The 20114-nt window shown below is 68.2% G+C and carries 18 protein-coding genes and 6 pseudogenes; 14 read left to right on the plus strand and 10 right to left on the minus strand.

Annotation, left to right across the window (positions count from 1 at the left end; all coding sequences use genetic code 11):
• The first annotated feature begins 203 nt into the window (after positions 1–203).
• Positions 204–1073, plus strand: coding sequence for an alpha/beta fold hydrolase (locus OHA03_RS40665; protein WP_267008992.1), 870 nt, complete (start codon positions 204–206; stop codon positions 1071–1073).
• A 112-nt stretch (positions 1074–1185) separates the two neighbouring features.
• Here OHA03_RS40665 and OHA03_RS40670 read toward each other — a convergent pair.
• Positions 1186–1502, minus strand: a pseudogene (locus OHA03_RS40670) (transposase family protein); the annotation flags it as partial.
• Positions 1503–1692: 190 nt separating this feature from the next.
• On the minus strand, positions 1693–2265 hold the full coding sequence (locus OHA03_RS40675) for a TetR/AcrR family transcriptional regulator (RefSeq protein ID WP_267008993.1): 573 nt from the start codon (positions 2263–2265) through the stop codon (positions 1693–1695).
• A gap of 129 nt (positions 2266–2394) precedes the next feature.
• Between OHA03_RS40675 and OHA03_RS40680 the strand changes: the two genes are divergently transcribed.
• From OHA03_RS40680 to OHA03_RS40690, 3 genes are all read left to right on the plus strand, one after another.
• Positions 2395–3867, plus strand: coding sequence for an amidase (locus OHA03_RS40680; protein WP_267008994.1), 1473 nt, complete (start codon positions 2395–2397; stop codon positions 3865–3867).
• Positions 3868–3901: 34 nt separating this feature from the next.
• A complete protein-coding gene (locus OHA03_RS40685; protein ID WP_267008995.1) occupies positions 3902–5467 on the plus strand; it encodes a long-chain fatty acid--CoA ligase in 1566 nt (521 codons plus the stop codon).
• 144 nt (positions 5468–5611) lie between these two features.
• Positions 5612–6856, plus strand: a complete 1245-nt coding sequence (locus OHA03_RS40690) for an NADH:flavin oxidoreductase/NADH oxidase family protein (protein WP_267008996.1) — start codon at positions 5612–5614, stop codon at positions 6854–6856.
• 81 nt (positions 6857–6937) lie between these two features.
• On the opposite strand, the gene OHA03_RS40695 is transcribed toward OHA03_RS40690, so the two are convergent.
• From OHA03_RS40695 to OHA03_RS40705, 3 genes are all read right to left on the minus strand, one after another.
• Positions 6938–7603, minus strand: coding sequence for a winged helix-turn-helix transcriptional regulator (locus OHA03_RS40695; protein ID WP_267008997.1), 666 nt, complete (start codon positions 7601–7603; stop codon positions 6938–6940).
• Positions 7604–7695: 92 nt separating this feature from the next.
• Entirely contained in the window at positions 7696–8025 is a 330-nt protein-coding gene (locus tag OHA03_RS40700; protein WP_267008998.1) for a hypothetical protein, read from the minus strand.
• The gene (locus OHA03_RS40705; RefSeq protein WP_267008999.1) at positions 7974–8531 is read right to left on the minus strand and encodes an SDR family NAD(P)-dependent oxidoreductase; all 558 of its coding nucleotides are present in this window, start codon (positions 8529–8531) and stop codon (positions 7974–7976) included. The genes OHA03_RS40700 and OHA03_RS40705 overlap by 52 nt, the downstream gene beginning before the upstream one ends.
• 213 nt (positions 8532–8744) lie before the next feature.
• Between OHA03_RS40705 and OHA03_RS40710 the strand changes: the two genes are divergently transcribed.
• Positions 8745–8951 carry a hypothetical protein gene (locus OHA03_RS40710; RefSeq protein WP_267009000.1) on the plus strand — a complete coding sequence of 69 codons (207 nt, stop codon included), beginning with the start codon at positions 8745–8747 and terminating at the stop codon, positions 8949–8951.
• A gap of 41 nt (positions 8952–8992) precedes the next feature.
• Here OHA03_RS40710 and OHA03_RS40715 read toward each other — a convergent pair.
• Positions 8993–9458: pseudogene (locus tag OHA03_RS40715) on the minus strand (winged helix-turn-helix transcriptional regulator).
• Positions 9459–9550: 92 nt separating this feature from the next.
• Between OHA03_RS40715 and OHA03_RS40720 the strand changes: the two are divergent.
• A pseudogene (locus OHA03_RS40720) lies at positions 9551–9859 on the plus strand (PaaI family thioesterase); the annotation flags it as partial.
• 435 nt (positions 9860–10294) lie between these two features.
• On the opposite strand, the gene OHA03_RS40725 reads toward OHA03_RS40720, so the two are convergent.
• Positions 10295–10897 carry a TetR/AcrR family transcriptional regulator gene (locus OHA03_RS40725; protein ID WP_267009001.1) on the minus strand — a complete coding sequence of 201 codons (603 nt, stop codon included), beginning with the start codon at positions 10895–10897 and terminating at the stop codon, positions 10295–10297.
• A 175-nt stretch (positions 10898–11072) separates the two neighbouring features.
• Between OHA03_RS40725 and OHA03_RS40730 the strand changes: the two genes are divergently transcribed.
• The gene (locus OHA03_RS40730) at positions 11073–12152 is read left to right on the plus strand and encodes an alkene reductase (protein WP_267009002.1); all 1080 of its coding nucleotides are present in this window, start codon (positions 11073–11075) and stop codon (positions 12150–12152) included.
• A 115-nt stretch (positions 12153–12267) separates the two neighbouring features.
• Positions 12268–12981 (plus strand): SDR family oxidoreductase, encoded by a 714-nt coding sequence (locus OHA03_RS40735; protein WP_267009003.1) that lies wholly within the window; start codon positions 12268–12270, stop codon positions 12979–12981.
• A 148-nt stretch (positions 12982–13129) separates the two neighbouring features.
• Here OHA03_RS40735 and OHA03_RS40740 read toward each other — a convergent pair.
• Positions 13130–13478: pseudogene (locus OHA03_RS40740) on the minus strand (GAF domain-containing protein); the annotation flags it as partial.
• 229 nt (positions 13479–13707) lie between these two features.
• The gene (locus OHA03_RS40745) at positions 13708–14076 is read right to left on the minus strand and encodes a hypothetical protein (RefSeq protein WP_267009004.1); all 369 of its coding nucleotides are present in this window, start codon (positions 14074–14076) and stop codon (positions 13708–13710) included.
• 174 nt (positions 14077–14250) lie between these two features.
• Between OHA03_RS40745 and OHA03_RS40750 the strand changes: the two genes are divergently transcribed.
• The 6 genes and pseudogenes from OHA03_RS40750 to OHA03_RS40770 all read left to right on the plus strand — a co-directional run.
• The gene (locus OHA03_RS40750) at positions 14251–14544 is read left to right on the plus strand and encodes a 2-oxoglutarate and iron-dependent oxygenase domain-containing protein (protein ID WP_267009005.1); all 294 of its coding nucleotides are present in this window, start codon (positions 14251–14253) and stop codon (positions 14542–14544) included.
• 184 nt (positions 14545–14728) lie between these two features.
• Positions 14729–15013, plus strand: a pseudogene (locus OHA03_RS48155) (helix-turn-helix domain-containing protein); the annotation flags it as partial.
• A gap of 100 nt (positions 15014–15113) precedes the next feature.
• Entirely contained in the window at positions 15114–15770 is a 657-nt protein-coding gene (locus tag OHA03_RS40755; protein ID WP_267009646.1) for an IS630 family transposase, read from the plus strand.
• Between the two features lie 140 nt (positions 15771–15910).
• Positions 15911–16510 (plus strand): 2OG-Fe(II) oxygenase family protein, encoded by a 600-nt coding sequence (locus OHA03_RS40760; RefSeq protein WP_267009006.1) that lies wholly within the window; start codon positions 15911–15913, stop codon positions 16508–16510.
• 15 nt (positions 16511–16525) lie between these two features.
• Complete coding sequence (locus OHA03_RS40765; RefSeq protein WP_267009007.1) at positions 16526–17890, plus strand: nucleobase:cation symporter-2 family protein; 1365 nt, start codon at positions 16526–16528, stop codon at positions 17888–17890.
• 397 nt (positions 17891–18287) lie between these two features.
• Positions 18288–18509, plus strand: a pseudogene (locus OHA03_RS40770) (DUF317 domain-containing protein); the annotation flags it as partial.
• Between the two features lie 807 nt (positions 18510–19316).
• Here the strand turns inward: OHA03_RS40770 and OHA03_RS40775 are convergent.
• Positions 19317–20105, minus strand: a complete 789-nt coding sequence (locus OHA03_RS40775; protein WP_267009008.1) for a hypothetical protein — start codon at positions 20103–20105, stop codon at positions 19317–19319.
• Positions 20106–20114: the final 9 nt, after the last annotated feature.

The following is a 20114-nucleotide window of genomic DNA, read 5'->3' on the forward strand; positions in this document are numbered from 1 at the left end:
CCGACTTGCGGGCACATAGAATTACGGACATACTTTAATCATTGATGCGATGCTGCGGGGCTCGACCGCTCAGGGTTCCGACGCCCACGGCCTTTGACCGTCGACTCCGCAGACTGCAGCCGCAGGTGACTGCTCTGCGCCGTCCCTTCCATGAAGGAGGGTCGGCGCGCGCTCGCAGAAACCCCACGCCGAAGGGCACGACCGTGAGTGACTCACAAGAAGTACGAGGCAACGTGGTGACGTCGTACAAGAACGCGCCGACCCGAACCATCACCGCCGGGGGAGTGGCCTTCGCCTATCGCGAGCTCGGGCCCCGGTCCGGCGTCCCGGTGGTCTTTCTCACCCACCTCGCCGCGGTCCTCGACAACTGGGACCCCTGGGTCGTCGACGGCATCGCCGCCAAGCGCCGGGTCATCACGTTCGACAACAGGGGTGTCGGCGCTTCCACCGGTTCGACGCCGCGCACCGTCCAGGCGATGGCGAAGGATGCCGTCACCTTCATCCGGGCGCTCGGGCTCGAGTACGTCGATCTCCATGGCTTCTCGATGGGCGGCATGGTCGCCCAGGTGATCGCGCAGACCGAACCGCAACTCGTCCGCAAGCTGATCCTCACGGGTACCGGTCCCGCGGGCGGCGAGGGCATCAAGAACGTGACTCGGCTGTCTCATCTCGACACCGTCCGAGGGCTGCTCACCCTTCAGGACCCGAAGCAGTTCCTCTTCTTCACCCGCACCGCCAACGGGCGTCGGGCCGGGAAGGAGTTCCTGGCCCGCCTGAAGGAGCGCACCCACGACCGGGACAATGCGATCTCCCTCACGTCGTACGGCGCCCAGCTCAAGGCCATTCGCCGCTGGGGGCTGGAGCAGCCCCAGGATCTCTCCGTCATACACCAGCCCGTGCTCGTTGCAAACGGCGAGAGCGACAGGATGGTGCCGTCGAGGAACTCGGCCGACCTGGCTCGGCGTCTGCCGAACGGCGAGTTGGTGATCTACCCTGACGCGGGCCACGGCGGCATCTTCCAGTTCCACCGGCAGTTCGTGGAGACGGCTCTCGAGTTCCTCGAACGGCAGTAGGCGCGGAGTGCGGTCGTCGCTTGAGTCGAGGACGCTGCCTCAGAGCCGTGACGCCCTTTGGGTGAGCGGCTCGAGCCACCTGTTCGGAGTTGCTGACCTGCTTGCTTGTTGGTCACCCGGCGATAGCGAGGAGGTCGTCGTGCAGGATGGCGATGCCGAGCTTGGTGTGGTGGACGCCCCGTCATTGAGGCGGCGGGAGCCTCGGAGGATCTTCCAGCCCGTCAGCCGGGCGAAGACGTGCTCGACGCGGGAGCGGGCCTTTGGGTGTGGGCGGTTGTGTTCCTCCCGCCAAGTCGGCAGGTCGGCCTGGCTGCGCTCGCGACGGTGCGCGATGGGCAGGCCGATGTCCGGGTAGCCGCCGTCCGCGACGATTGTGGTTCTGCTGGCGGCGTCCTTCGCATCGGACAACTCCCAGGCCTTGCGGTCGTTGCCCTCAGCCACACCTGCCTCCCGGTTGGTCGGCAAGAGGCGAGGGGGGAAGCCTCCCGGCGACTGCGTGGACGGCCGTGAGTCGTCCCGTTCGGGGCCCACGGGACCGTCGTCGCGTTCGGGCTCGACGTCCTCACGCATGGCGCGCCGGAGGCAGGCTGCGACCCTGCCGCGGATTTGACCGTCCCCCTCAGCGCATGAAGGTGAGGGCGTTCGCAATTCCCTGCTCGAGGATCTCGTCGGCGAACTTCCGGTCGGAGAGGGCGCGGGACAGTTGCAACGTCCCCACCATCATGGTGTAGAGCCCGATGGCCCTACCGCGAGCGGACTGCGGATCCTCGGGTGTCAGGCGGGCGGCGATCTCTTCCACGATCTCCCGCGCGCCGTCGGTGTAGGCCTGCTTGGTCCCGTCCCCGCAGCGGCCGATCTCGTCGAGCAGGGCGGCGGAGGGGCATCCGACGGCGGGGTGGTCCCGGTGCTCGGGCGACAGATAGTCGCGAACGAGGTCCTCGAGTCCCGGGCGGCCGGGCCGCAGAGTGCCGTACTGTGCGACCTGCGTGCGCAGTTCGTCGGCCACGACATGGGCGACGAGGTCGTCCTTGGACTCGAAGTGGGCATAGAAGGCTCCGTTGGTGAGCCCGGCATCCGACATCAGCGTGGAGATGCCCGAGCCGTCGATGCCGTCCTGCTTGAACCGGTGGCCGGCCTTCTCGATGATCCGTTGCCGCGTCACCTGCTTGTGCTCCTTGGCGTAGCGCGCCACGGGCTTCCTCCATTCGCTCCACGGGGCCATTGCCCCGCACCCCATCCTAATCTATGGTCTGACGCACGTAATATTATGAGTGACAGATAATTCGCAACTGATCTGCCACTGTCAGAGATGAGGCATGCCGTGAGTGACGTTCCCTTCCAGTCCGCCGTGGATCAGTCACGCGCGCTGGCCGCGGGTGAGATCTCGAGTCGGGAGCTCGTCGAGCTCTACCTCGAGCGAATCGCCACCCACAACCCCGTGCTGAACGCGGTGGTGACACTCGATCCCGAACGTGCCCGCCGCGAGGCCGCGGAAGCGGACGCCGCGCGGGCGGCGGGGCAGGACCTCGGTCCGCTGCACGGTGTGCCGATCACGGTCAAGGACAGCTTCGAGACAGCCGGGATGCGCACCGTCGGCGGGCGCGTGGACCTGAAGGACCACGTGCCTGACCAGGACGCCGAGGCGGTCAGGCGATTGCGTTCGGCCGGTGCCGTGATCATGGGGAAGAGCAACATGCCGCCGGGCAACCAGGACGTCCAGGCCGACAACGCGGTGTTCGGTCCCTCATCGAATCCCTGGGACACGACCCGCACCTCCGGCGGGTCCGCCGGAGGCGGCGCCGTCGCCACCGCCGCGGGCCTCGCGGCGTTCGACTTCGGCTCGGAGATCGGCGGGTCGACCAGGATCCCCGCCCACTTCAACGGCCTGTACGGGCACAAGTCGACCTGGCGGTCGATCCCCCTCAGCGGGCATGTCCCCTACGGCCCGGGTGTGGGCTGGTGGACGGACGCCGACATGGCCTGCGGCGGCGCGCAGGTCCGCGACGCACGCGACCTCGTTCCGATCCTCCGGGCAACGGCTGGGACGGCCGACCACGACGCCGGCTTCAGCTACACGCTCGCACCGCCGCGTTCGACCAAGCTATCGGACTTCCGGGTCGCCGTCTGGGGCGAGGATCCCTCGTGTCCGGTCGACAGCGACGTCGCCGCAGCCGTGGACGACGCGGTCACTGCGCTGCGGGCGGCCGGCGCGAAAGTCACGATCCGGCCCGCGAGCCTCCCCGTCGACATCGCGACGAATCACCGGAAGACCTTCCTGCCCCTGCTCTTCGGCGCGCTGTCCTACGACCGCTCGGGCCTCACCCCTGCCCCCAACGCCGCGCTGCTGGCTCGGCTCCTCCAGCACCCGCGCGGCGACGCCGGTCCCGCCCTGCTCGGAACATTCCAGTCCCACTACCACTGGCTGAAGGCCCACACGGTGCGCAACGAGATCCGGCAGCGATGGTTCGAGTTCTTCAAAGACTTCGACATCGTGCTCATGCCAGTCACCCCGACGGCCGCCCCCGCCCACCACAACAAACTGATCGACCGGTTCGGGCGGCCCTACGAAGTCGACGGTGTGCGACGTCCTTACTGGGACCAGATCAAGTGGAACGCCGTTGCCAACGTCTCCGGCGGTCCGGCGACGACCATCCCGGTGCGCAAGGGCAGGAGCGGACTGCCCATCGGGCTGCAGGCCATGGGCCCGAGCGGAGGTGATCTCACCACCATCGAGTTCGCCGCTCTGCTGGGTCGCGAAGTGGAGGGCTTCGTGCCGCCTCCGGCGTTCGCCTAGACCGGCCGCACACACCCCGAGAACCAGGAGAGCAATGATGCTCAGCCCGAGCCGCAACGTGTCACGACTGCTGACGGATTCCGCGTCCCGATACCCGGAGCGCACCGCGATCATCTTCGGTGACGACCGGATCAGGTACGACGCCCTCGACTCCGCTGCCAACCGTGTCGCGAACCTGCTCGTCTCGCGCGGGATCCAGCCGGGTGACAAGGTCGCCGTGTCCTGCCCCAACCTGCCCCACTTCTCCAGCATCTACTTCGGCATCCTCAAGGCGGGTGCCGCGGTCGTGCCGCTGAACGTGCTGTTGAAGGCCCGCGAGGTCGCCCACCACCTCACCGACTCCGATGCGAAGGCGTACTTCGCCTTCGAGGGCACGCCGGAGCTGCCGGTCGGGGAGGCCGCGTGGGAGGGGTTCCAGGCGAGCGCGGGCTGCACCGAGTTCTTCCTGATCGAGGGCGGCGCCCCATGGTCCGGGGGCGAGACGCCGGAGTCGTACGCCTCGGTCGTAGCCGAGCAGCCCGTGACGTTCCGGACGGTCGAACGCGACGACGACGACACCGCGGTGGTCCTCTACACGTCCGGCACGACCGGTCACCCCAAGGGCGCGGAGCTGCGGCACCGCAACGTGTACGAGAACGCGCTCATCGGCATCGATCTGTTCGCGGCCGATCCAGAGCGCCCCGACACCTACCTGTGTGTGCTGCCGCTGTTCCATGCCTTCGGCCAGACCGTCATCCAGAACGGCGCCTTCGCCTTCGGCGGCACGATCGTGATGCAGCCGAGGTTCGAGGCGCAGGCCGCCCTGCGTCTCATGCTCACCCACGACGTGACGTTCTTCGCCGGGGTCCCGACGATGTACTGGGGTCTTCTCGCGGCACTCGACGAGACGGTCGACGTCGCCCGCCTGGCAGCCAACCTTCGCGTGGCAGGGGCCGGTGGCTCAGCCCTGCCCGCCGAGATCCACAAGCAGTTCGAGGAACGCTTCGGAGTCACGATCCTCGACGGATACGGACTGTCCGAGACCTCCCCGATCGCGTCCTTCTCCCGGTTCGGCGAAAAACCCCGCGTCGGGTCGATCGGGGTGCCGATCCGGGGCGTGGAGATGAAGCTCATCCGCGACGACTGGTCCGAGGTCACGGGCGGCCCCGACGAGATCGGGGAGATCGCGATCAAGGGACACAACGTCATGAAGGGCTACTACAAAAGGCCCGAGGCGACGGCCGAGGCGATCAGGGAGGGCTGGTTCCGCTCCGGCGACCTCGCCCGCAAGGACGAGGACGGCTTCTACTACATCGTCGACCGGTCCAAGGACATGATCATCCGCGGCGGCTTCAACGTCTACCCGCGCGAGCTCGAGGAGGTGCTCATGGAGCACCCCGCCGTCTCGCTGGTCGCCGTCATCGGCGTACCGCACCAATCCCACGGCGAGGAGATCAAGGCCGTCGTGGTGAAGAAGGCCGGGAGCGGCACGACCGAGGACGAGCTCGCCGCCTGGGCGAAGGAGCGGCTCGCCGCGTACAAGTACCCGCGCATCGTCCAGTTCGTCGACGAACTGCCCTTGACCTCCACCGGCAAGATCCTCAAGCGCCAACTTGCCTGACCGGCCCCGCTGAACAGAGCCGGCGCTCATCGGCGGTCGGGCAACTCGGTCGAGGCCGCGGATCGAGCCGGCCGATGCCCGACCGCTCAAGGGCACCTGCACACCCCTGCCCACGCACTCCCCCCGACCGAAGGAGATCCGCACATGCCCACCCTGCACGACCCCCTGACCCTGCCCAACGGCCAGGTGCTGCCGAACCGGATCATGAAGTCCGTGTTGAGCGAGGCGCTCGCCGACAAGCGCAACGCCCCGGACCACCGCCTCGAACAGCTCTATCGGACCTGGAGCAGGGGCGGGTACGGACTGATCATCACCGGCAACGTCATGGTCGACCGCACCCAACTCGGCGAGCCGGGCAACGTCGTCATCGAGGACGACCGCGACCTTGCCGCGCTCACGCGATGGGCCGCGACGACCAAGGACGCCGGCATCCCGACCTGGGTGCAGCTCAACCATCCGGGCCGCCAGTCCAACGTGCTCGCACTCGGGCACACGCCGGTTGCGCCCAGCCCGATCCCGCTCAACCTGCCCGGCGCCGCCAAGCCCCGCGAGCTGACGTCCGCGCAGATCGAGGACATCATCGAGCGGTTCGCGACCGCGGCCGCGGTGTGCGAGACGGCCGGCTTCGCCGGGGTGCAGGTGCACGGAGCTCACGGATACCTGGTCAACCAGTTCCTCTCCCCGCTGTCGAACCGGCGCGACGACGAGTGGGGCGGCGACCCCGAGCGGCGGATGCGCTTCGTCCTCGAGGTCGTGCGCCGCATACGGTCACGGGTGTCACCGGGCTTTGCCGTCGCCGTCAAGCTCAACTCGGCCGACTTCCAGCGCGGTGGCTTCACCGAGGAGGAGTCCCGCTCAGTCGTCGCGGCCCTGGCGCGGGAAGGACTCGACATGATCGAGGTCAGCGGCGGCAACTACGAGTCGCCGGCGATGGCGGGTTCCGCAGCGGCGTCGACGCGCGCCCGTGAGGCCTATTTCCTGGAGTACGCCCGCACGGTGCGCGGCCTGGTGGGCGACATCCCGATCGCGGTCACGGGTGGCTTCCGCTCCCGCGACGGAATGGCGGAGGCTGTCGCCGCCGGAGAGTGCGACGTCGTCGGCATCGGGCGGCCCACCGCCACGACGCCCGATGCCGCGGATGTGATCCTCACGGGGCGCGCCGAGGCAGTCGTCGCACACCAGATGCGCTACGGGATGCGCCGCGTGCTCGGCAAGGTCGCCGACATCAAGGCACTCGACGGCGTGCTCGACCTCAGCTGGCATGCCGACCAGCTGCACCGACTGGGCGCCGGACTTGATCCCGACCTGCGCCGCGGGCGTCTGGCCACCACTGTCTCGATGGTGCGGCGCAACGGCAGGACGTCCTTCCGTCGCAAGCGCGGGGCCTGAGGCCCGCTCAGGCCCGCTGGTGCTGCCCGCGACGACCTTACGATCGCCGCGGGCAGCACCAGCTTGCTCTCCGATGCCTGATCAGGCCGACCGGTCAGTGGTGAGCCGTCGGGCCGCCTCGGCGAAGGCCGTGAAGAGGTGATTGACGGCCTCGGCGTCGCCGTCCACCGCAAGGCGGCCGGACTCGGTGGCGGCGGACGGCTTCTCATTCCCGAGCGACAGCGCGATGAACGTTCCTGCGTCGCAGGCCACAGTGGTGGGCGACGCTGCGGGTGACGGTGCGGACCGGACCTGGAGCGCACCGTCGCCGACGGTCATGGAGAACCGTTCGCCGGCATCGACGTCGCACTCAAGAGCAAGGCCGGCCAGCCGGCCGGGGGCGATCGCCACGGTCATGCACAGCGCCACCATGTCCGTCCGAGCAGTCGACGGATCGACACCGTTGCTCATCAGGCCCAGGCCCCACAGTCCGAGTCCGATGATCGGGGTTCTCAGCCCTTCGCCGAACTCGGTCAGGGTGTACTCCGGCGTCGGCTCGGCCTTGGAGACGACGCCGATCGCGTGCAGAGTGCGAAGCCGGTCGGTGAGGCGATTCGGTCCGATCGACGGCATGCGGCCGAGGATCTCGGTGAACCGTTTCGGGCCCAGCAACAGCTCGCGGAGTATGAGTACGGTCCAGCGCTCGCCCAGCACGTCCATCGCCGTGGCGAGTGGGCAGGCCTGCCCGTATCTGCGTACCGCTCCCATGTGTTCCACTCTACTGACACGTTCTGACGGGCCAACGCGAGGGCCAGGGCGTTCCATTCGGCCTGGCCCTCGTACGACCGCTGCTACCGGACTCAACGTCCTTCGAGCTTGCCGAGCAGCGCGCGTACTTTGAGATCACGTGCCAGACGCGCGTCGATTGCCGGGTTGATCACCCCTCGCAAGACGGACAGCGGTGTCCAGCGAGCCGGCCGGAACATGCGGGGTGAACGGTGCTCGATGGCATGCACGATGGCATGGGCAGCCTGGTCCGGTTCAAGGCGCTTGCGCAGCGGTCGCGGCGTTGTCCTGGACAGGAGGTTGCCGATCGTCGGGTCCTCGTCGACGCCGTTTCTGATCATGTCCGTCTGGATCAGCGAGAAGTAGGCGGTGGTGGCAGAAGCGCCGTGCTGGGCGAGTTCCACTCGGAGTCCGCGTCCGAGCTGCTCAACCGCGGCCTTGCTCGGGCGTAGGGAATCGCCCCCATGCCATTGAGGAAGGCGAATACCGAACTGATCAGTACGACCTGCCCCTGGTTGGCGACGATCTGCTTCATCGCCGCGTTCACGGTGTTGATAGCACCGTTGACGTTCACGGCCAGCACTTTGTCGATCGCGGGTGCGGGCATGGTGCGAAGTGTGGAGCCATGTCCCATGATGCCGGCGTTCGCGATCACGACGTCGATCCGCCCGAACCGCTCACATAGCTGGGCTACGGCATCGTTGAGCGTGTCGCGGTCACAGACGTCTGCAGTGAAGCCGACGACGCCGGACGGTGAGATGCGTGCTGCGATCTCCGGCGTGTTCGGATGCAGATCCACGATGCCGACCCGTGCGCCGCGGGCGAGGAGAGCCCGAGCCGTCGCGCTGCCGAGCCCGCCGGTGCCGCCGGTGATGAGTACGACCTTGTCGGCGAGTTCGTATTCAGTCATGCGGATGCCTCGTCTTCAGTCATGGGGTTTTTGTCCGCGTCCACGTTCAGTGCGGCGAGTCCGAATTCGGGTCCGAGGGGCGGGACTTCGCGATCATCGTCGGCGCGCCGCTCCCGTTGTGAGCACACGTTGACCGCCCAGCGACGCCTTCGTAATGAAGCGGACGCTAGCAAGGACTATATGAAATGTATAGTCATCGTGCGGGATCGGTTCATGTCCGAACCGGCCATCGGCACACGTGAGTTGCTGCGCCGTGAACTCCTGGCCGTGCGCGGGGCCCCACCGTGGAGTGCATTCGGTGCATTCATCGATGCGGTGGCGGAGGTGGACATCGGGCTTGAGCGGTTCATGCGGATCGACGATTGCGACACGTCATCGTCGGGGGCGAGCACCTGTCGTTCCTGGCGACCGAAGAGCTGATGTTCCACCGCCGTCTGGCCCGCGGCTACGAGGCCGATGGCTCACGACCGAAGACGAGCACCAGGTCCCAGCCGGGCGGTGACTTCCCCAGGGGTGAGGGCGGAGTGCTCCGCGGAGCACTCGACGACGACGCGGACCGGGGCGTCGCACTCGGTGTGGCGGACATCCAGCACGGGGCCCTCGGGGCCGAGGGTGTACGTCTCGCCCCACTGGCTCAGCGCCATGAGGACGGGCCATAGGTCCCAGCCCTTGCGGGTCAGGCGGTATTCGTTGCGGGAGCGGCTGCCGGGCTCCTGGTAGGGGACGGTCTTCAGGATGCCGGCCGAGGTCAGCTTGCGGAGGCGGTCGCTGAGGACGGTCTCCGACAGGCCGATGTGGCGGTGGAAGTCGTCGAAGCGGCGGACTCCGTTGACGGCGTCACGCAGGATCGGCAGCGTCCATTTGTTGCACCACGTCGAGCGTGCGCTGGACGGGGCAGTTCTCCGTGCTCGTCTCAAGCCACTCCATCCAGTCATCGTAAGGCCCTGACTTCGTTATTGAACAGCCAGGTGAGCCAGAAGCTAGCTTCACTCGTAAAAGTCAGATGGAGGCACCCGGTCGTGGGACGAACACGTACGTATCAATGGGAAGATCCCGCGATCCTGGCGGAAGCCGCCGGACGCATGGCCGGTATCGACTTCCTGCGCGAGGTGCAGGCGGGGCAACTGCCGGGGCCGCCCATCAACTACGCCATCGACTTCGCCGTGGACGAGGTGGAGCCCGGCAAGGCGGACTTCTCGCTGACGCCGGGTGAGGAGCACTACAACCCGATCGGCAGCGTGCACGGCGGCATCTTCGCCACCCTGCTCGACTCGGCGGCGGGCTGCGCCGTCCAGTCCACCCTCCCGCAAGGCATGGCGTACACCTCGCGCCTGCGTGCGGAGGTGCACGCAGCCGGGAACCTTTCACCGATCGCGCCGGCAGGCTGCTCGGTCGCGCCGCCAATCGTCTGCTCAGCCCGCTCCGGTGCGAACCGACACCCCGGCCGACGGCAGCGTGACTTCCAGGGGGTGGCCGCGTTCTCCGCGGTATGCGCCCGGGGGTGTCGCACTGAAGTTCATCGGTGGGGCCGCCCGCATGCGGTGGAGGTTTGCCCTATCCACCTGTTCAGTCAGCGGGGGTTCCAAGCGGGCGCGGTCGCCCCGTGGTCTCACCGGCGATCAGGCGGGCGCCGAAGCTGTCAGCGCCTCATCTGCGTGCAAGCGGCGCGTGACGGAAGCCTCATAACCCTCGCACCGGAGAACCCCATGGCAGCGGTCACGTTCCACAGGCCGTGCACCCGAGAGGACGGGGAACCTGTGCCGTCAGCGAGGCAGTACGACGCCGACCTGCCCCCGGATTTCCTGCAGGATCTCATCGACGCTCGAGGCGATGTTCACGCTCGCCGCCATGCTGAGGAACATGACGGCGGACACGATGTGCGCCAACGTCGCGGCAGCACCCTCCCCGACCCGCTCGTCTCGGCGCAGCACGGCAGCGATGGCCTCCTCGGTCTGCGCTGTGATGGTCAGAGCTTCGTGGTGGCGGGGCTCCTCGGGGTCTCCGAAGACCATCTCTCGCAGGTAGGTACGCCCGTTGTCGATCTGCGTGCGGTTGCATTCCACGATCGGCCGGACGATCGCCAGCACCGCATCCAGCACCTCGGGACTGCTCTCGGCATCCGCCCGGCCCCGCTCGAGCGCTTCGACATAGAGGGAGTTCTGTACGAGCAGAAGGAGCTCACCCTTGGTCTTGGCATAGAGGAACAACGTCCCGGTGCCGATGTCGGCCTTGTCGGCGATCTGCTGGGTCGTGACCTCGTCGACACCGCGTTCGGCGAACAGCTCTCGGGCGGCGGCGGTGATTCGGTCGAGCTTCTGCTGCTTGTTCCGCTCGCGCCGGCCGGCCGACTGGGAAGCGAGTGGCATGCGGATCGCCCTTCGGGAATGATTCCTGACTGCGCTCAGTTATGAGTGAAGTCGCTACTGATGTGGTTCAGATATGTACTCCCGTCATCTTCCCACGACGATGCCCGGCCATCCTGATCCGCACCAGCGACACCGAAAACCGATCGACACAACGACGCAAAGGACCACGCACCTCATGACCACGTCTTCTTCCCTCTGGCAGCCGTTCAAGCTCGGCCGCGTCGAGCTTCCGCACCGGCTGGCGCTGGCGCCGCTGACCCGCAGCCGGGCGAACGCGGACGGCACGCCGGGTCCGCTGGCGGCGACCTACTACGGTCAGCGCGCCTCCCTCGGGCTGCTTATCACCGAGGGCACGCAGCCCTCAGGCGATGGTCAGGGCTATCCGAACACGCCGGGCATCTACACCCCCGAGCAGATCGAGGGCTGGCGCAAGGTCGCCGACGCGGTGCACGCGGGCGGTGGGGCGCTGTACATCCAACTGATGCACGTCGGGCGCATATCCCACCCCGACAACACCCCGCATCACCGTCAGTCGGTCGCACCGTCGGCGATCTCCGCCGACGACGACATATTCACCGCGACAGGGCTGCAGGAGACGCCGGCGCCGCGCGAGATGACCGTCCACGACATCCAGGCCACGATTGCCGACTTCCGGCACGCCGCGGCCTCGGCGATCGCCGCCGGCGCGGACGGGGTGGAGATCCACGGCGCGAACGGCTACCTGCTGCACCAGTTCCTCTCCCCGAACGCGAACCACCGCACCGACGAGTACGGCGGCTCCTTGGAGAATCGGTCCCGGTTCGTTATCGAGGTCGCCCGGGCGGTGGCCGAGGAAATCGGAGCGGACCGGGTCGGAATCCGCCTGTCCCCCGCTGTGCCGCTGGGCGGGATCGACGAGGGCGACACCGACAGCGTCCGCGCCCAGTATCGGCACCTGGTCGGCGAGCTGGCGCCCCTGAACCTTGCCTACCTGCACGTCCACCATGTCGGCGACGACGAGCTGCTGCGCTCCTTCCGCGAGGTGTGGCCGACCGCCCTGGTGGTGGTGCGCTTGGGGCGCACCCGCGAGCAGATCGCCGACGACATCGACGCGGGCCTGGCCGACATCGCCCCGCTGGGCCGGTTCGCGCTGGCCAACCCCGACATCGTCGAGCGCCTGCGCACCGACGCACCGCTGAACGAGGTGGACCCGGCCACCCTGTACGGCGGCGGCGAGGCCGGATACACCGACTACCCGCCCCTGGCACACGCCTGATCGTGTGCCCGTGAGCCGCCCGACCCGATCTCGCCCCGCACGGGCGGGCGGCTCGCACCCCAACCAGACCCACTGCGCCGAATGGCGCCCAACACACAACAGGAAGAAGCAGGACATGCCCTCACTCAACGGAGCCGTCGTCCTCGTCACCGGAGCGAACGGTGGCATCGGCACCCACTTCGTCCACGCGGCTCTCGCCCGCGGAGCCGCGAAGGTCTACGCCACCGCCCGAAACCCCCTCGCCTGGGACGACGAGCGCATCGTGCCCCTCCCCCTGGATGTCACCGATCCCGCTTCCATCCAGGCCGCCGTCGAGGCCGCACCGGATGTGACCGTGCTGATCAACAACGCCGGCGCATCCGTCTCCAGCGCGGGCATCCTCACCCACACCGACGAGGAGATCCGCCGGAACGTCGAGACCAACTTCCTCGGCCCGCTCTTCCTCGCCCGCGCCTTCGCACCGATCCTGTCTGCCAAGGCCAAGTCGGTCATCATCGACATCCACTCCGCACTGAGCTGGTGGGCCGTCGCCGGCATCTACAGCGCCACCAAGGCAGCGCTCTGGTCGTCGACGAACTCGCTGCGCCTGGAACTCGCCCCTGAAGGCGTACACGTCGTCGGCGTGCACGTCGGCTACGTCGACACACCGATGGCCGCGCACGCCACCGACTCGAAGACCCAGCCGGCGGACCTTGTCCGCATCGTGTTCGAGGCCGTCGAGGCCGGCGAATACGAGGTCCTCGCCGATGAGACGTCCGTGCAGCTCAAGGCCGCACTCAGTGCTCCTCTCGACGCGGTCTACCCGCAGCTGAAGACTGCGCACGCCTGACCTGGCCACACGGCGGCGCGGACATGACCAACGGGCATGATCCCGGCACCGCCGGCCCGCACGGAGACCGCATCCGAGGATCTGCTGGATGGTGGGGTCGCCCGCAGCACGACACGCGCACCCGTGCGTCGCTCCCAAGGACGCCTGTGACGGCGGACTCCGTCGGCACGTGCTGCGGCAGCAAACTGCGTTGGAGGGTGAGTGCGGTGGAACGCTCCTGGGTATAGACGGGCGTTGTCGCTGTTCACCGCTGCTCTGGACGCGATCTCCTGGGCCAGAAGCAGTTCGTCGTCGAAGGGGTCTGCCGTTTGACGGCGGACGAACTGTGCAAGTCCCAGCGGGCTTCCGCGGGCCCACAGCGGGACCAGGAGCATGGAGCGGAGGCACAAGGCGCGCAGGGCGAGCTTGTGTTCCTCCGACATCGCCAGCCATGTGGGGACGTCGTCGGCGGTGATGCGGAGCCGGATGGGCTGTCCGGTGGCCAGTACGCGAGCCGGCTCGTCGAAACCGCCCTGCATCTCCTGGAACCCGCCACGTGGACGATGCGCACCTTGTCGAATTTCGGGATACGGACACGTCCTGCCTCAGGTCCTGAGATTCAGAGGCTCTACGAAGCGCGCGCAGCCAGGGACGAATACGAGCGCACCGCAGAAGAGGAAACGCGCTGGGCACGAGAGGAATGACGGGTGAATGCCGAACGTGACGGATCCTGCGCGGAGGCATGAGCTACTTCATGAGATCGCTCCGTTCGCCGCGGCCATCGAGAGCCGCGCGGTCCCGGACCGTCACCCACCAGGCTCCATTTGATGCCTTGCGCTCCTGACTGCGGGCAGCTTGCGCTGCGGTCTTGGCCAGGGCGATGAAGACCCCGTCCAACACCATGTCCTCGGGCTCGACGCCTGCGCGGACGGTGTGGTGCCGGGGACCAAGGCCGACCTCGTGCTGCAGCGTTTCGACCGGGACTACGCGTGCCTTGCGGTGCGCGACGGGCGCAGTGCCCGCCTTCCCCCGGAGTTCCTCGTGGATGTGCTGTCGCAGTAACAGAACTGGTTCCCGGACGAAACACGGTGCCGCCAGGATGACTTCATCGCGCATGGCCCCTATCGACGGGGCGTATGCCAGCCCACGGCGCCGGGCCCACGGACGGGTCTGAGGCCGACCGTGCCCGCGGATCTCTGTGTGTCCGCGGTGGGGGGGGGCAGGGGCGGTGACTGCACCCCGTAGGACTCGGAGAACACCACTCCGACGTACTCAGGAGTATTTGCCGCGATGGCTGACATCACGACGCGTGCCGTGCCGCACACGACGCCCCAATCGACGTACGGACTCGCCGAACTCGACAAGGAAACCCGCATGGGCGGGGCCGGAACCGAGACCACGGCGCGAGAGATCCGCCGCATCGACCTCTCCGACTTCGAGGCCCGCGAGGCCGAGATCACCGAGGAGCTGTGGGCGGCGGCCACCGACATCGGGTTTTTCCAGCTGGTCAACCACGGCATCGAACAGGCCCTGGTGGACGAGGCGTTCACGAACGCCAAGGAATTCTTCGCGCTGCCCGAGTAGCGTGTCGCCGCTTAGTTATGGTGCACCTGACTGGGAGGTTGGTGTCTGGCAGATTCCTTCCCCTTTGCCAGATAGGACTGTTGTTGTGGGTTCGCAGAAGAAGCGGCCGGTCAGGTTGACCGCGCAGGATCGTGAGGAGCTGGTCCGAGTGACCACGACGGGTGTTCGTGGGGCCTCGATGATCATGCGTGCGCGGGTGCTGCTTGCACTGGACAGCTCGGTGGGTGAGGTGGACACCAAGGAGGCGATCGCGGCCCGGCTCGGTGTCTCCGGTGAGACGTTGCGGCTGGTCGCCAAGCGTTTCGCCGAGACCGGTGGCGATGTTCACGCCACGATCGCGCGGAAGAAGCGCGACCTCCCGCCGGTGCCCTCGCCGGTGACCGGCGAGGTCGAAGCCCGGCTGATCGCGATGGCGTGCTCACAGCCACCCCAGGGCTATGCCCGGTGGTCGCTGCGGCTGTTGGAGAAGCACGTCGCGCTGGTCGAGGACATCCCCGATCTGGACCACTCCACCATCGGGCGGGTCTTAAAAAACGCAACTGCGTCCTCATCTGAGAAAGTGCTGGACCATCCCACCGCGAGCGAACGCGGAGTTCGCGGCCCGGATGGAAGACGTGCTGGCCATCTATGCCCGGCCCTACGATCCGGCACGTCCCGTGGTGTGCATGGACGAGAAGCCCTACCAGCTCCTCGACCATGTCCGCGACCCGCTCCCGGCCCGCCCTGGTCGCGATGCCTGCCAGGACAGCGAGTACATCCGCTGCGGCACGTGCTCGATCTTCGTGTGGGTCGAACCCCTTCGCGGGTGGCGTCGAGTCCAGGCGCTGTCCCAGCGGACCCGGATCGACTGGGCCGGCCAGGTCAAGCAGCTGCTGAGCGTGGATTACCCCGACGTCGAATCCGTGGTGCTGGTGATGGACAACCTCAACACCCACGGCATCGCCTCACTGTACGAGGCATTCGAACCAGAAGAAGCATTCGCCCTGGCCCAGCGCCTCGAGATCCATCACACGCCCAAACACGGGTCATGGCTCAACATCGCCGAGATCGAACTCTCCGCGCTGACCCGGCAATGCCTCGACCGCCGGATCGGTGACCTCGACAACCTCAACACCGAACTCTCGGCCTGGCAGAACGCCACCAACACCGACCAACGTCAGGTCGACTGGCAGTTCACCACCCACGACGCACGCATCAAACTGCGCCACCTCTATCCCAAAAATTAGCCGCGACGGTCTACGAGGCCCACAAGGCCCGGCACGGGCTGAAGAAGGGCCTCAACTCCGGGTGGGAGTCCATGACCCAGGTCAGGCCGTCCGTCGGGACACCGGACCAGAAGGAGTCGTAACAGGTCACCCGCCCTCACATGGAGGGGCTCTGGCCCGACGACGTCCTGCCCGAATTCGGGCTGCGCGCCCTCGACTTCGAGACGCGCTGCCGCGACGTGGCGATGCGGGTCCTGTCCTGCTTCGCCGACAAGCTGGGCTTCGACAGCGACTTCTTTACCCGCGCCCACGACCCTCAGAGCATGCACTACCAGTCCACCCTGCGGATGCTGCACTACTTCGCGCTCCCCGAGGACGCCGAGCCCGACCCGAACGTGTGGCGCGCCGGTGCGCACACCGACTTCGACTGCCTGACGCTGCTCTTCCAGCGGGACGGCCAGGGCGGGCTGCAGGTGTGCCCGGGAAAGGAGGCCGAGGCCCAGGAGTGGACTCCCGTGGTGCCCTCGGCCGACGCCATCACCTGCAACATGCTGATGCGGTGGAGCGACGACCGGCTTCCGTCCAACTTCCACCGGGTCAAGTCCCCGGGCCCCGGCGAGGACCGGGGCGCCCGCTACAGCATCGCCTTCTTCGCCCAGGCCGACCGTGACGTGGTGATCGAGGGGCCGGATGGCCGGTATCCGCCGCTCACGGCGGAGCAGTACATCCAGCAGCGCATCGCCGCCAACTTCGCAGGATAGAAGGGGACTGTTGTGATGATGTCCGTGAAGCGGCGGGCGCCGTTCGGGCGGCTCGCGGTGCTGGGTCTCCAGCATGTTCTGGTGATGTACACGGGCTGTGTCACGGTGCCGCTCGTCTTCGGTGCGGCCGCCGGGCTCGATGCCTCGACCATCGCTCTGCTCATCAATGCGGACCTGCTGGTCGCGGGCGTCGTGACGATGATCCAGGGCGCGGGCGTCGGGCGGGTGCTCGGCGTCCGCATGCCCGTGATGGCCGGCGCGGCCTTCACCGCCGTGACGCCGATGATCCTGATCGCCGGTGAGTACGGGCTCCAGGCCGTATACGGTTCGATGCTCGCCGCCGGGATCTTCGGCCTGCTCGTCGCCTGGCCGTTCGCCAAGGCAGCGCGCTTCTTCCCGCCGCTGGTGAGCGGTGTGGTGATCACCGTGGTCGGCCTGGCGCTGATCGGTGTCGGCGTCAACCTTGTCGTCGGCAGCGACCCCAAGGCGGCGGCCTACGCGGCGCCGTCCCGCCTCGCCCTCGCCGCCCTCGTCGTCATCGTGATCCTGCTGGTGGCGAGGTTCGGCCGGGGCTTTCTGGCCCAGACCGGTGTCCTGCTCGGGCTGCTGGCCGGTACCGCGGTCGCGGTACCGCTGGGTCTGGTGGACCTGTCCGCCGCCCGTGGCGCCGACTGGATCGGGGTGAGCGCTCCGTTCCACTTCGGGGCGCCCGAGTTCCCGCCCGTCGCGGTCATCTCCATGTGTGTCGTGATGCTGGTCCTGTTCGCCGAGTCGACCGCGGACCTGATCGCGGTCGCCGAACTCACCGGCAAGGAGCTGACGACCGCCGACATGGCGCGCGGGCTGGCCGCCGACGGCCTGTCCGGGGTGCTCGGCGGAGTGATGAACGCCTTCATCGACACCGTCTTCGCCCAGAACGTGGGCCTGGTGTCGATGACCCGGGTGCGCAGCCGCCATGTGGCCACCGTCGCGGGCGCCATCCTGGTTGTCCTGGGCCTGGTTCCCAAGCTAGGGGCGGTGGTGGCCGGGCTGCCCGGACCCGTCGTGGGCGCGGCGGGACTGGTCATGTTCGCCACGGTCGCTGCCGTCGGCATCAGCACACTGCGGAAGGTCGAGTTCGAGGGAACGCACAACCTGCTGATCGTCGCCGTGTCGATCGGCGTGGGCATGGCGCCCGACATGGCACCGGACCTCTACTCCCGTTTCCCCGACGGTGTGCGGATCGTGCTGGGCTCACCGGTGACGAGCGCGACCCTGATCGCGTTCGGGCTGAACCTGGCCTTCAACCGGACCCGCCCGGCACGCACGGCGGACGACGAGACAGAGGCAGAGAAGCAGACTCGGCCGACGTCCACCACCCCGGCGGAATACGTCCCATAGCGCGGGTCCCAGGGCGATCGCACACTTGATCAGCGCGGGCTTGGGTCGGCGGGGTGCTGGTCGTCGGTGCCGGGTGCGTTCTGGACCGCGAGGATACGGACGCGGTCGCGGTCGCCGAGGCCAAGCCAGCGGTGCGGGACGCCACCCGCGGGTAGATGAGACTGCCGCCCGGGCCCAGGTGTTCGAGACGCGGGCCGGACGGAGTCTGCAGTTCGACTTCCATCTTGCCGTCCACCACGTAGACGAACTCGTCACCGTGGTGCTCGAAACAGTCCCGGAAGTCAGCGTCGAATCCTCGGTATTCCACCGGGTGGAGGCGGAGGTGGAGGTGGAGGTGGAGCGGGGCGGTGCCCGGCATGCGGGCGATTCCTCCGTCGCTGGGGGCGCGGGGGTCGGCGTCCTGACCACCGAGGCCGACGAGGCGGGACCGGCCGGATGGCAAGCATGGCCCGAGCCCGCGCTCGGCGCACCGTGCCTGTGGGCGGCCTCCTTCGCCGCCAGCGTCCCGCAAGACCTCGTGGCCGCCTTCGCCGCCTCCCTCAGCTCGACAGCACCGGTCCTGCGCCGAGTGCTGCCCGAGGCCACCCAGGAGCGGCTCCTTCGCGCGCCGGTCATCTAGCGCCTTGCGGTCGCCCTCTTGCCCGACGCATACAGCCCGGCCGAGGGCCGGGCTTCTTGCCGCTCAGGCGTATTTCCCTTGCCGAACACCGACCCCCAGGCGGTGCTCGTGGCGCCGATGATGGCAGCGGGCTTCGGCACGTCCTTCGCCCTCACCGGATCAACCGCCACCGCGATGTCAGCCGCCCCCGACAAGTACTCCGGCACCGCCTCCGCCTTGTTCAACACCACCCGCCAGGTCGGCAGCCGCAGGCGTCGCGCTGGGAGGCTCGCTACTGGCCGGCGCAGGCGACTTCACCACCGGGCTGCGGACCAGCATGGCCATCGGCGCGGCCGCGTACCTGGTGGCCGCCGCCCTTGCGCTCTTCTGCATCCCACAGAAGGCACCCCGCCACGTCGCCGACTGAAGGCCTGCCAACCCGTCGCCGACGCTCCGGGAATCCACGGGAGCCGGAGCGACCTGTAGCTTGCCGTGAACGCCGAACAACAAAACCGCAGCCGTTAGGGCTGCGACAGCACCACGTCGAGTGCGGCCGCAAGACAACGGCTCGGAGAATGTCAGTCGGCGCTGGACGAGGAGCAGCTCACGGCCCTGGTGTCCCTGATCGCGTCATCAACGCCTTCAACCGACTGAATGTCATCACCTGACAACCCGGGGGCGACTACCAGCCCGGCCAATTCGGGTAAAGGGCGCAATCTCGATCCGGGTGGCGTCGGGCGAACCCCGCAAGGCTCGGGCTCGCCCGACCGCCGCCCACCGGCCCGGTCGCCAAGCCGCTGTGCCTGGGGCCATCCGCGGGCACTATGGCTACAGCGCGTCCACCGCACTCACCTTCCAGCCCGCGGACGTACGCGTCAGCGTCATTCGCACCCGGTTCAGGTCTACGCGCGGCCCCGTCACTTGCGTGCTCGTGGTTACCTGATTGACGAAGAGCAGGACGACGGCCTTGTCCGGCGAGGCCGACACCACGGAGGCGGCCGGTGCGCCGCCGCCCGGCGGCTTCACCACCGTCGCCTTGACCACCCCGTGGTACTTGGCGGCGGTCGGCGCCACCACCCTCGTGGTGGTCCTGCCGTATTCGTCACGGAACTTCCCGGTCAGGTGGCCGCGCGCCGCCGCGAAGTCCTTGTCGAGCCGCCGGTAGTCGTACGACAGCACCACGGGCGCCGCCTTCTGCGCCGCGGCGAGCGCCTCCAGCCGCGCCCCGTCCGCCTGTCGCCCCTCCTCGTACTCCCACCCCAGCACGGCGGCCGCGGCCGCCATCGCTGCCACCAGCACGGCCAGTACGGCCAGCACGGCGCGGAACCGGCCACGTCTCCGACTCTGCGCAGAGGCGACCACCGGATCGTCGGCATGCAGCACCGGCCCGGCCTGTTGATCTTCCGCCTTCCGGCCCTGGCTCGCGTCGTCGGGTGCTTCCAGAGGCGCCTCGTCCCGAGCCGGCGGATGCGTCCTGTCCACTGTCTTCGGACGCGTCTCGTCCGGGCTGCGGGTTGCGACCCGTTCCGTTCGCCGGGCTGCCGCTCGAGCGGCGGCGGCCATCGAGCGGCGGCCGGGGGTTGCGGCGCCGGGGCCTCGTCCAGTCGGGTTCGCCACGGTGTTGCT

This window comes from Streptomyces sp. NBC_00154 (assembly GCF_026342835.1).
Lineage (GTDB): Bacteria > Actinomycetota > Actinomycetes > Streptomycetales > Streptomycetaceae > Streptomyces.